Origin of the sequence: Mycobacterium appelbergii, assembly GCF_032883035.1 — a bacterium.
Classification (GTDB): Bacteria; Actinomycetota; Actinomycetes; order Mycobacteriales; family Mycobacteriaceae; genus Mycobacterium; species Mycobacterium appelbergii.
In genome coordinates, this window is record NZ_JAMQTH010000004.1 from 120525 (window position 1) to 132432 (window position 11908).

The window sequence follows — 11908 nt, forward strand, 5'->3', positions numbered from 1 at the left end:
GGGTGAACCCCACGCCATGAACGCGATGACCGCCCGCGCCGTCGGGCTGCTGCTCGGCCACGCCGCCGACCGCATGATCGGCGACCCGCGGCGCTACCACCCCGTCGCCGGATTCGGCCGGACCGCGGCGCAGCTGGAACGGCACATGTATGCCGACAGTCGTCTCCGTGGCGCCGCGTACGTGCTCATCCTCGTCGGTGGCGCAACGGCGACGGCCGCGGTGGCCGAGCGGGTCGCGCGCCATCCGGCAGCACACACGCTGCTGACTGCCGCGGTCACCTGGGCGGTGCTCGGCGGCCGCTCGCTGGAACGGGAAGCAGCGGCCGTCAACGGTTTCCTGGCCGCGGGCGACCTCGACGGGGCCAGGCGTCGGCTGCGCAACCTGGTGGGCCGCGACACCGCCACCCTGACGCCTGACGAGATCGCGCGCGCCGTGATCGAATCGGTCGCCGAGAACACCAGCGACGCTGTCGTCACCTCGCATGTGTGGGCCGCGGTGGCGGGCGTACCGGGCCTGGTCGGCCACCGCACCGCCAACACCCTGGACGCGATGGTCGGCCATCACAATGCCCGCTACGAACGGTTCGGCTGGGCGGCAGCACGGCTCGACGACCTGATCGGCCTGCCCGGATCCCGGCTGAGCGGTGTGCTGACACTCGTCGTCGGACCGAATCGGCGCGCCGCGCTGACGGCCTGGCGTCGTGACGCGCGGCGCCACCCGAGCCCCAACGCCGGTGTGATCGAGGCGAGCTTCGCCGGTGCCCTCGGAATCCGCCTGGGGGGCACCAACGTCTATTACGGAAACCGGCGCGAAGACCGGGCGTTGATGGGTGCCGGGCGTCCACCGGCGCCCGTCGACATCACGCCGACGATCCGGCTCGCCCGACGCGTCGGGTTCGGCTCCGCGATCACCGCGGCCGCCATCAGCCTGATGCGCGGCCGGGGATCGGCCGCCCGAATCTGACGTGAGGGCAGCCGTTTTCCAGCACGACGGTCGCTTCCACCTCGTACACCTCCGCGATGACCGCCGGCGTCAACACTGCGGCGGGCGGGCCTGCGGTGTGTACCAGACCGTGGTGCAGGATGACGAGCTCCTGGCAGTACGCGGCCGCCAGGTTGAGGTCGTGCAGCGCCATCACCGTGGTGGTGTCGGTCGCGGCCACCAGTTCCAGCAGTTCGAGTTGGTGGCGGATGTCGAGGTGGTTGGTCGGTTCGTCGAGCAGCAGTTCGGTGGGTTCCTGAGCCAGCGCCCTGGCGATCTGCACGCGCTGGCGTTCACCGCCGGACAACGTGGAGTAGCGCCGGCCGAGTAGGTCGGCGACTCCGGTTGTGACGGCCGCGGATTCGACGATCGCGCGGTCGGCCGCCGATATCGGCGACCACGCCGGGCGGTGCGGTAGCCGCCCGAGTTCCACCACGTCGCGCACCGTCGGCTCCTGGTCGGTGCTGGCCTCCTGGTCCACCACCGCGAGCCGGCGGGCGAGGGCGCGACGGCTCATGGCGGCCACGTCGGCGTCGTCGAGACGCACCACCCCCGACGACGTGGTGCGCAGCCCCGCCAACAGCCGCAGTAGCGACGACTTGCCGGAGCCGTTCGGGCCCAGGAGACCGACGGTGCTGCCCGTGGCGACGTTGATGTCCACACCGTCGACGATCAGTTTGTCGCGGATCCTCCAGGTGATCCGGTCGGCGGTCAGGCTCATACGCTCCTCCTGCGCCGCAGCAGGATCATCACGAACGCGGGAACACCGACGATTGCGGTGGCCACGCCGACGGGCAGCTCCTGAGGGGCGATCACGACGCGTGCGGCGGTGTCCACCCACACCAGGAACACGGCCCCGAAGATCGTGGCTGTCGGCACCAGCACCCGGTGCCGGGTGCCGACCAGCGCACGCGCCGCGTGCGGCAGTACCAGCCCGACGAATCCGATGGCCCCTGACATCGACACGATCACCGCGGTGACCAGAGCGGTCACCACCAGCAGCACCATCCGGGTGCGTGCCACCGAAACCCCGAGCGTTGCCGCGGCGTCCTGCCCGAACAGGAAGGCGTCGAGCGTGCCCGCACCCGCCCAGCAGACCACCACACCGACTGCGACCACGAATCCGCAGATCGCCACATCGCGCCACGACGCACCGCCGAGTGAGCCCAGCAACCAGAACAGCACGCCCCGCGTCTGTTCCGCGTCAGCCGAGGTGAACACGATGAACGACGTGAGCGCACTGAACAACTGGGTGGCTGCTACTCCCGCCAGGATCATCCGGTCCATGCCGCTGCCGGACGCCACCGCGAGCAGCAACACCAGGCCGAACGCCACGACCGCTCCGACGAACGCGCCTGCCGCCAATCCGATTACCCCGGAGCCGATCCCGAGCACCACGATCGCGACCGCACCCGTCGATGCGCCGGAGGCCACGCCGAGGATGAACGGGTCGGCCAACGGATTGCGCAGCAGCGACTGCAGCAGCACGCCGCACAGCGCCAGGCCGGCCCCGCAGGCGGCGGCCAGCAGGGCGCGCGGCAACCGCAGTTCCCAGATGATGCCCTGCTGCAACAGCGACAGCTGCGACGACGGGCCGCCGAGCCGTTCCAATACCACGACGAACGCGTCGCGCGGGCCGAGATCTGAGGGTCCGATCGTGGTCGCCACGGCGATCGAGACGAGCAGCAGCGCAAACCCGGCAGGCCACAGCAGCACCGGGGATGAGCGGACGGATGTCGCCGTCATCGTCAGACGGTGAGGCCGTGTTCGCGCAGTCCCTCGGCCACCTTCTCGATGGCGGTTACGATGCGGATCGACGGATTGAGTTCGGCCCCGGCCAGACTGATGTACCGCTTGTGCTTCACCGCCGTCATCTCGCGGGTCACCGGGTTGGATTCCAGGAAGGCGATCTTGGCGGCGGCGGACTCGGCGGTCTGGCTCTTGCGGGTGAGGTCGCCGAGGATCAGCACATCGGGATCGCGCTGCGCCACGGTCTCCCAGCTGATCTGGGGCCAGTCCGCGCGGGAGTCGTCGAATACGTTGGTCAGCCCCAATTCCCTGGTGATGATGCCCGGTCCGCCGCAACAGCCGGCCAGGTACGGCGACTCGGAATTGGCGAACCAGTAGAGCACCGACGTCCCTTCGGCCGGCGTGTTCGCCGTCACCGCTCCCAGCCGGTGCTGCAGGTCCGCGATGATGGCCTCGCCCTCCTGCCTGCGGTCGACGAGGGTTGCCAGATCATGTATTTCAGTGAAGACGGCGTCCATCTCCAGGGTGCGGGTGCGCGGGCCGTCGGAGTTGCCGACCTCTTTCGTGCATTCGATGGCCGACAGGTACGACGGCACGCCCAGTTGCTCGAGCTCCTCGGAGGTGGCGACCCCGCCCGGTCCCAAGGTGCCCTGCAGCGATGCGGTCACCAGATCGGGTTCCTTGTCCAGTACGGCCTCGAATGACGGAGCCTGTTCGGCAAGCCGTTCGACGGTGGCGTTGTCGGCTTCCAACGACGGCAGGATCGGATCGGTCCAGCCGGCCGCACCGACCATCCGGTCGCCCACCCCGAGCGACAGCAGCACTTCGGTGCTGCCCTGGTTGAGCGAGGCGATCCGCTCCGGACGCTGGTGGACGGTCACGTCCCGACCGCAGTTGGCGATGGTGACGGGGTAACCGGCTGCGGGCGCGGAAGCCTGCTCGGCGGGCGGCGCACAGGCGGCGACCACGAAGGCCAATACCGGAACGGCGAAAAGGACAGACGGGCGCATGGCGATCCTTCGCATCAGGGGTCCGATCGGCGAGACCCGATGAGCTGACCGCGGCGGGCGCCGCGGACGCCAGCAGGTATTCGGACTCGGGGGTCGTCCTCGGCGGGCCGCCTTCCCAGGAGCAACGCTCCCAGTGGCTCTCAGTTGCCTGAGAGGCCCGCCTCGTCATCCCCACACCGCTGCGCGTCAGTCCCGGATTCGCACCGGGTTCCCTTCTCCACACGGAGTTGACTGGCCCGCCCAGCGTAGCAATTCAGCGGGTACACACCCACGTCAGCGCATCGTCCACATCGTGGACCACCGGCAGGCTCCGCGCAGGCCGAGTTCGACCATCAGTCGCTCGACGGTTGCTTGAGTTCTCGATTCTCCGCCCGTAAGCGGCGGAAACCCTCAGCTAAGGCTGATCTGTATGGCCTCTCGGCGACGACAGATCAATACATTGACGGGTTCATCGGCACCGAGTGCGGCCGGTGGACACTCTGTCAGGAATATCCAGTGGTTAAGCGACAGATAGCCGTTCGATTCTCACGGTGTGTCTGGTCACACTTGCGCTATGTCAGCGGATCCACCGGCCGTGCAACCAACTCATTGATGCGAAGGCCCGTCGTGAACTTGGTATTGAGCAAGCAACTTGCCTGGGAGTTGGTGGATCAGCTCGGTCGACGCTTGAGCGAGGAGGAGCGCATGGACGTTTTCGTCGACCTGGGCAGCGGCGAGGACGTGGGAGCCATTGGCCGCCTACTCCACATCGCCGCCAAGCATGGCTATCCCTTGCCGGCCCGGATGGTCCAGAAACTCCATGTCTGGGCTTCCACCCATGGTGTGGAGGAGTGCTATGCGCCTGTTTTTGCGACGATTGAATCGGCTCGTGCGCCGTGGGCCGGTCGCGTTGACGCCTCGACCACGACTGCGGCTCCCCAGTCGTCGCCGACTGTCGTCCACCCGACACCGTGATCATGTTTCGAGTGCCGGACCTGACAACCTGTCACTAGGTGCCGGACGCCTCACGATCCAGGATGAATCAGACCGCCGGCCGGATGCCGATCGGCGCAGGTGCGGCGCGCCGCTGAGCAGATTCTCCAAGAAGGGATGCATTTCCCATGTCTGACCGAACTTCATCCTGCGAATCGTCCACGCCGAGCGGGACCCAACGTCTGAGAGGCTCGATGGGGGTGTGGGGAATCGTCTTCATCGTCGCCGCCTTCGCGGGTCCTCTCGGCGCCATGGGCGGTACGGTTCCGATTGGCATCAATGCGGGCAACGGGATCGGACTCCCCGCGACCTTCATCGTAAGCACCGTCATTTTACTGCTGTTCTCGGTCGCTTTCACAGCGCTGACCCCGTACGTGCCGAATGCGGGAGCCTTCTATTCCTACATCGGTACCGGGCTTGGTCGCCGGACTGGGTTCGGTACTGCCTTCCTGGCGCTGCTCGCCTACCTCGCTGTCCTGGTCGGCGTATACGGTCTTCTCGGCTCCGGCATCACGGCGCTACTCGCGTCGTGGGGTGTCAGCGCTCCGTGGTGGGTGGGCGCCTACGTGTGCATGGTCGCGGCCGCGTTCCTGGGTTACCGCAATATCGACCTATCCAAAAAGGTACTCGGCGTCCTGTTACTCGCCGAGGTCGGAATCGTACTCGCGCTCGACGCGGCCGTCTTCGTCAATGGTGGTGGGGAGGAGGGGATGTCGCGCGGCTTCACCGCACCGGAGGCTCTACTCTCGGGCGCACCCGGACTGGCATTGTTGTTCTGCTTCCTCAGCTTCTTGGGGTTCGAGGCTACGGCGGTCTTTCGTGATGAGTGCCGTGACCCGAACCGCACCATTCCGATTGCGACCTATCTCGCGGTGACCCTGGTCGGGGGTTTCTACGTGGTATCCACCTGGGCGCTGATCTCTGCGTGGGGTGACCAAGAGGCGGTCAGGATTGCCGCCGAGGATCCGGGTGCCATGCTTCCCGGTGCCGTGGCGAACTACCTGGGTGGCGCGGCGGAACATGTCGTCCAGGTGCTGTACGTGACGAGTCTGTTCGCGTGCTTGCTGTCCATCCAGAACGTTTCCTCCCGCTACGCGTTCAACATCGCTCATCGCGGTGCACTGCCTGCAGCACTGGGTACGCGCCACGATCGGCACGGGTCACCCTCCACCGCTTCCCACGTCGTCACCGTGATCTCAGCGGTCTTCGTCCTGCTAGCAATCGTGACCCGCCTAGATCCCGCGACAGAGCTCTACGCCTGGTTCGCCGGCGCCACCACCGTCGGATTCATCGTGATGCTGCTCGGCACCAGCCTGTCCGCGCTGGTCTTCTTCGGTCGGCGATTGCACTCTGGCACGCTCGATGAGTCGGTCGTCCGAGTCATCGTGGCTCCCGTGTTGGCCTTGGTCTGCCTTGCCGCAGTATTCGTTCTGATACTCCAGAATCTTCGAGATCTCGTCGGAGGGTCGCAACTGGTGGCATGGGCCGTACTGGGCTCACTGGCTGCGGCCTTCGCCTGGGGGTTCACCGTGTCCACCCGTCGCCCCGAGCTGTCCCTCGACAATTGAGGGTGGGGCTCAGTCACGCTAAACCCCTCGTTCCCCGCTCGCGTCGACTTCTAAAAATGCGCCACTGTTGACGGTCCGTCATGGCTCCGTCCCCCATGGTTTACACGAGGCCGATTGCACCGCGCACGCAATGTTCGAGAGATTGAGAGTTCTTCAATGAAGAGCACGATGTCGGCTCCCGCGACGGGAGTCCAACGCGGTGCCGGGCCGGGCCCGCGTGCCAGCCAATAGCCAACAGCCAGCGGAGGAACCACATGAAGGTCGTCGGATACGCGGACAAGTTGAGCGTCGAGCCTGGAGCATCGATCACCTTCATGGTGAGTTCCGAGCCCGGTCGCTTCTCGGCTCAACTGGTCCGCCTCATCCACGGCGATACCAACCCGGCGGGCCCGGGCTACAAGGACGCGGCTGTCCCCAGCACGCTGGACGGAGAGTACGACGGAGCCCTGCAGAAGCTGCGGACCGGCTCCTACATCCGGGCGACCGGCAGAGAAGAATTGGATGCCGCGCGCGACGTCACACTCCAGATGTGGATCTGTCCGACACTTCCCGAAAAGCCTGTACAGACGATCGTCGCCAAGGGCAACGGCGACGAGGACGGGTTCGCGCTTCGGCTCGAGGAGGGCCGCCTGACGCTGCGGATGGGGACCGCTGCGATATCGGTCGATCTGACCGTCCGCGCCGGCCAGTGGTACTTCGTCTCCGCGGTCTACGACTCCGCTTCGGGAGCCGCGCGTCTGGCGCTCGAGCCGAGCTGGGGCGTGACCTCCGGGCTCGAGGACCACGCATCCGCAACGATGCCCGCGGGCCGCGCGTGGGGCCCGGGAGACTTCCTGATCGCCGCGGAAACTACGGCCGACGGTGAGATCGGCAACTTCTACAACGGCAAGATCGACGCCCCCACGATCTTTTCGCGGGCGCTCAACGACGATGAGCTGGCGGCACTTCGCGACGATGACGCATCCGCCCCCACCGATGCCGCTGCGGCGTGGGACTTCGCGCAGAACATCAGCACCTGGTCGGCGGTCGACGCTTCCGGTAACGGCCAACACGGTGAGATCGTCAACAAGCCGACCCGCGGAGTCACCGGCCGAAACTGGTCGGGCCGTGAACTCGCCTGGAAGCACGCGCCCGGGGAGTACGGCGCCATCCACTTCCACGACGACGATCTCTCCGACGCCGGCTGGACCCCCTCGTTCGAGTGGACGGTTCCCTCCGATCTTCGTAGCGGGGTCTACGCGGTGCACCTCACGGCGGGCGACCACGAAGACTACGTGCCGTTTTCCGTCGTTCCCCCTTTGGGCCGGCCAACCGCGAAGATTGCGATCTTGCTCCCCGTCTTCAGCTACCTGGCATACGGAAACGAGCAGATGCTCGGCCCGACGGGCGCGTATTCTGGTGCGCTGCCGCAGTATCCGTGGCAGGCCCAGGACAAGTACGTCGTCGAGACGGGTTTGCGGAGCTTGTACGACAGGCATACCGACGGTAGCGGTGTCTGCTACTCGTCCTGGATGCGGCCGATCGTGAACATGCGGCCCAAGTACGACATGCCGTTCCTCGATCTCGGCAAAGGCTCGCCACATCAGTTCAACGCCGACCTCCACCTCATCGACTGGCTCGAGGAAAAGGGGATCGAATACGACATCATCACCGACCTCGAGCTGCATCACGAGGGCGTGTCACGGCTCAGGGATTACCGCCTGGTGTCGACGGCGAGCCACAACGAGTACTGGTCCGAAGCGATGCTCGACGCCGCCGAGGCGTACACGAACGGCGGCGGCCGATTCATGTATCTGTCGGGCAATGGCCTGTTTTGGGTTACCGCGCTCGACGAGGCGACCGGTACCGGTGTGGAGATTCGTCGCTGCGGACCCGCGCAACGCACCTGGAACGCCGCCCCGGGCGAATCGTCGCTCAGCAGTACCGGTGAGCCAGGGGGTCTGTGGCGCTTTCGGGGCCGCGCTCCCCAGAGGTTCCTTGGTATCGGGTCCATTGCCGAGGGAGGCAGCGTGGGGCGGCCATACGATCGGCAGCCCGCAAGCTTCGACCCGAAAGCGGCGTTCATCTTCAACGGCATCGGCGATGACGAACAGATCGGGGCGTTCGATTGCCTCGTAAACAGTTGGGGAGCTGCAGGCTTCGAGATATGCCAGACCAATGCTGCACTGGGAACACCCGAACACACAATGGTCCTGGCGAGCGCTAAGGACTTCGATACCGACGATTGGGCAGTTTTCAGCGAAGAGCTTCAGCTGTCCGCAATATGGGACGGAGAGATCCGAGCAGACATGGTGCTGGTCGAATATCCCAACGGCGGGGCTGTTTTCGGAGTGGGTTCCATCACCTGGTGCGCCTGCCTGTCGTACAACTCCTACGACAACAACGTCTCGAGGCTGACTGAGAACGTCTTCAGAGGATTCGTAGCAGAGCAGCTACCCACCTCTGGTTCTTGAGCTGCACACGGTGTGCTGTTGAGCGTCGCACCGCACACCCTTGCGCGTCAGCGCGGCCGGCCGCTCGCCCGACCAGGAACGAAACTGTCGCTCACAATGGCCTGCTCCTCGAACTCCTTCGCGGTGAGGTGAGGAGGTCGGTGCAGTGAACAGATGGATCCTGTTGGGGACGGCCATCGCCTTCGAACTCGTTGCGACGCTGGCACTACGCGCGTCCCAAGAACACAAGGGATGGCTGGTCTTGGCGGTCATCGGCTACGTCTGCGCGTTCGTGGGGCTGACGCTGGTTCTTCGGGCCGGACTCGCCATCGGGGTGGCGTACGGAATCTGGGGGGCAGTCGCCACCGCAGGTACCGCTGCCTTGGCGGCCATTCTTTTCGATGAACCACTGACTTGGCCCGTCATGGGTGGAATCGCACTGATCATCGTCGGGGTGATGTTCGTCGAACTGGGTTCGCACTCACCGAAGGAGCAGTCCACATGATGTGGTTTGTGTTGGGGGCAGCGATCGTCATCGAAGTGGGGGCAACACTGGCCCTGCGTGCTTCGGAGGGATTCCGCAGAAAGCGGTGGATTGTGCCAGTGCTATCCGGCTACGCCACATCACTTTATCTGCTGTGGGTGGCTCTGAGCTTGGGCATGCCGGTTGGTGTTGCGTATGGCGTCTGGACAGCATGCGGCGTAGCACTGGTCGCGATAGTGGCGCACTTGCTGTTCAATGACCCGCTGACCATGAAGATGGCAATCGGGATCACCTTCATCGTCTCTGGTGTGCTCGCGATCGAGCTCGCCGGTGTACCCGGCCTTGGAACTGCATGACGAGACGATCCGCATGGTGACTCTTCAACGCTGAGCTGTCGCCTTTTAGTTGTGTGTCGTGATTGAACGAACTGCCATGAGCCCGTGATCACTGATGCGGGGTGAGTCACGCAGCGGCGTGCGGTATCCCGTTGAGGCAATACCGCACGCCGCCGCCCTCGCTGCCCGGTCAGCGCTGCACGTTCAGCGCGGGCGAGTTCGGCTCCGCAACAGTCGCAGTCTCCTTGATGAAGAACGGGGCGATAACGCACAGCACGATGGTGGAGACGGTCAGTATCACGAATCCCTGGACAAAGCTGCCGGTGACATCCTTAACAGCCCCAACCAGGTAGGGATAGGCGAATCCGCTGACGATCCAAGGCGTTCCGACGACGATGCCGTTCACCACACCGGTATATTTCGGCAGGACTGAATCGATGGCTTCGGCCACCGTCAGCGATTCACACGCATAGACGCCAATTCCGATCAGCGGCACAAAGAGAGCAACCATGGCGTAGTTTCCAGTGGCCAGGAACAGTGTCATCGCTGCGACCGAACTCGCCGTCACGATCCCACCCACAACGATCAGCTTTTTCTTGCTGGCCAGCCGTTCGGCGATGATCGGTACTGACAACGCCGCCGCCGCGCCCGCGATGGAGAACAACGAGGTCAAGAACCCAGCCAGCGACTCCGACATACCCGCGTCTTCAACGAGGATTGCCGGCATCCAACTCGCGACCGCGGCGAACAGGCCGACGCCGCCAATCCAGAAGAGCAGCGCCATCAGGACATTTCGGTTCATCACGGAGCGGTACCGACGCGCAGTAGAGACGCCCGCCACCGGTTCTTCGGACAGCGCGTGCAACTCTTGTTCTTCGGGGACGGGCGCGTTCTTCGACACCAACAGCACCACAATGAGGACGGCACCCATGCAGACAGCCTGAATGGCCAGGCCCGTGCGCCAGCCGAATGCGGTGAGTACCGCCGAGAAGACGAAGAGGCTCAGTATGGCCCCCACTCCATCTCCCGACAACATGATGCCCATCGCACGTCCGGTCTTCTTGCTCTCTCGGAACCAGCTGGCCGCCATGGTGTAAGTAGCGACCCACAAGCACCCCACCGAAACGCCGGCGAGAGCCCTCGCGACGATGACAAGTTCGAATCCGTCGGCCATGGCGAAGGCCGCCTGTGCGAGCACGCCCGCGGCCAGACCTGCCACGATGACGTTCTTGCTTCCCCATCGGGAAGCAACGACACCGCCGATCAGGATCATCGCACCCGCGACCAAGCCGGTGATAGAGGAGATCCCGCCGGCCTGCGAGTAATTCAGACTCAGTTCCTCGCTGATGGCGCTGAGGCTGGGGCTCCACCCGACATAGGGCAAAAACGCACCCACCAGTGCCACGTACGCGACAAGTAGATTTGTCCACCTACTGCTTGACATAACGCTCCTCCGCGACTCGGGCTTTACAAAGTTCTTCTCGTGCAAAGACCGACCCTGGCTGAAAAGTCAACCCACACGAGCCGACCGTGCCCTTAAAGGTTGCAACGTGTGGCCGCTCACACCCATCGCCGAAGTGTCAAGGAGGATCTCCCCGTCATCGACACATCGTCAAGTACTGCACTTTCGTGAAGACACAGCGAAGACAACGCCATTACGATCGACGACCGCACGCAACCGCACCCCGGAGAGCAGGGAAACAATGAAGAAATTCGAAGCCCACTGGACCCCCTTCGCGCCTGTGGCGCCGGAGCGTGTGACGGAGGGAAATCCCGCAACGCGTCTTGCCGAAACTGTTGCGGGCGAGAGCTTCAAGTCCGGCCTGTGGGAGGTGACGCCGGGCCGGTTCACCACAGCACCACGCGGATTCGACGAAGTGATTCACATCATCAGTGGCAGCGGAGTTTTGCGTTCTGCAGATGGCACTGCCGTGGAACTGGCCCCTGGCGTCTCGTTCCTCATGGAGGACGGATTCGTGGGCGAGTGGGAAATCCGTGAACAGCTCCAGAAGTTCTACGCGAAGGTGCAGACCGCAACCGCCGGCTGAGGAATCGTGGAGCTATCGGTCACCCCGCTGCCGCTCACTGACCGGCCGCGGGGTGGCTTCTCCACCCTCCCGCTCCTCAGCCGACGCGATTCTGGATCCGTTCTCGAATCGGCGCGTGCACCAGCGGGAGCATGATTGACAGTCTGCCGCACGCCGCTTGAGATCATCTGACACTTTGATGGCGTGACGTTGACTACACCCTCCGTATTCTGAAATTTGCATGGGTAGTTGCTTCTGTGTAAACGGTCCAGCAATGACACCGAGCGGGTGGCCCTCGTAGTTCGGCCCCTCAACGTGTACACACGTCTCGCACCGCGAAAGTGCAGGA

At 64.7% G+C, this 11908-nt stretch carries 11 protein-coding genes and 1 riboswitch; of the genes, 7 read left to right on the plus strand and 4 right to left on the minus strand.

Features of this window, described 5'->3' with window-relative positions; translation table 11 throughout:
• The first annotated feature begins 16 nt into the window (after positions 1-16).
• Positions 17-964 carry a cobalamin biosynthesis protein gene (locus M1247_RS10675; RefSeq protein WP_410506852.1) on the plus strand — a complete coding sequence of 316 codons (948 nt, stop codon included), beginning with the start codon at positions 17-19 and terminating at the stop codon, positions 962-964.
• Here M1247_RS10675 and M1247_RS10680 read toward each other — a convergent pair.
• The 3 genes from M1247_RS10680 to M1247_RS10690 are packed head-to-tail and all read right to left on the minus strand — an operon-like array spanning position 924 to position 3741.
• Positions 924-1703 (minus strand): ABC transporter ATP-binding protein, encoded by a 780-nt coding sequence (locus M1247_RS10680; RefSeq protein WP_317156290.1) that lies wholly within the window; start codon positions 1701-1703, stop codon positions 924-926. The genes M1247_RS10675 and M1247_RS10680 overlap by 41 nt on opposite strands.
• Positions 1700-2728 carry a FecCD family ABC transporter permease gene (locus M1247_RS10685; RefSeq protein WP_317156291.1) on the minus strand — a complete coding sequence of 343 codons (1029 nt, stop codon included), beginning with the start codon at positions 2726-2728 and terminating at the stop codon, positions 1700-1702. Before M1247_RS10685 ends, M1247_RS10680 begins: the two co-directional genes overlap by 4 nt.
• Positions 2729-2730: 2 nt before the next feature.
• On the minus strand, positions 2731-3741 hold the full coding sequence (locus M1247_RS10690; RefSeq protein ID WP_317156292.1) for an ABC transporter substrate-binding protein: 1011 nt from the start codon (positions 3739-3741) through the stop codon (positions 2731-2733).
• Positions 3742-3795: 54 nt separating this feature from the next.
• A riboswitch (cobalamin riboswitch) is annotated at positions 3796-3992 on the minus strand.
• A 433-nt stretch (positions 3993-4425) separates the two neighbouring features.
• Between M1247_RS10690 and M1247_RS10695 the strand changes: the two genes are divergently transcribed.
• From M1247_RS10695 to M1247_RS10715, 5 genes are all read left to right on the plus strand, one after another.
• A complete protein-coding gene (locus tag M1247_RS10695; RefSeq protein ID WP_317156293.1) occupies positions 4426-4695 on the plus strand; it encodes a hypothetical protein in 270 nt (89 codons plus the stop codon).
• 212 nt (positions 4696-4907) lie between these two features.
• Positions 4908-6281, plus strand: a complete 1374-nt coding sequence (locus tag M1247_RS10700; protein WP_317156294.1) for an APC family permease — start codon at positions 4908-4910, stop codon at positions 6279-6281.
• Between the two features lie 254 nt (positions 6282-6535).
• Positions 6536-8734 (plus strand): N,N-dimethylformamidase beta subunit family domain-containing protein, encoded by a 2199-nt coding sequence (locus tag M1247_RS10705; RefSeq protein WP_317156295.1) that lies wholly within the window; start codon positions 6536-6538, stop codon positions 8732-8734.
• Between the two features lie 145 nt (positions 8735-8879).
• Complete coding sequence (locus M1247_RS10710) at positions 8880-9218, plus strand: DMT family transporter (RefSeq protein ID WP_317156296.1); 339 nt, start codon at positions 8880-8882, stop codon at positions 9216-9218.
• Entirely contained in the window at positions 9218-9553 is a 336-nt protein-coding gene (locus tag M1247_RS10715; RefSeq protein ID WP_410506858.1) for a DMT family transporter, read from the plus strand. Before M1247_RS10710 ends, M1247_RS10715 begins: the two co-directional genes overlap by 1 nt.
• Positions 9554-9722: 169 nt before the next feature.
• Here the strand turns inward: M1247_RS10715 and M1247_RS10720 are convergent, their stop codons facing one another.
• A complete protein-coding gene (locus M1247_RS10720) occupies positions 9723-10937 on the minus strand; it encodes an MFS transporter (RefSeq protein WP_317156298.1) in 1215 nt (404 codons plus the stop codon).
• A 298-nt stretch (positions 10938-11235) separates the two neighbouring features.
• Between M1247_RS10720 and M1247_RS10725 the strand changes: the two genes are divergently transcribed.
• Positions 11236-11580: a cupin domain-containing protein gene (locus M1247_RS10725; protein ID WP_317156299.1), complete on the plus strand. Its 345-nt coding sequence runs from the start codon at positions 11236-11238 to the stop codon at positions 11578-11580.
• Positions 11581-11908 lie beyond the last annotated feature (328 nt).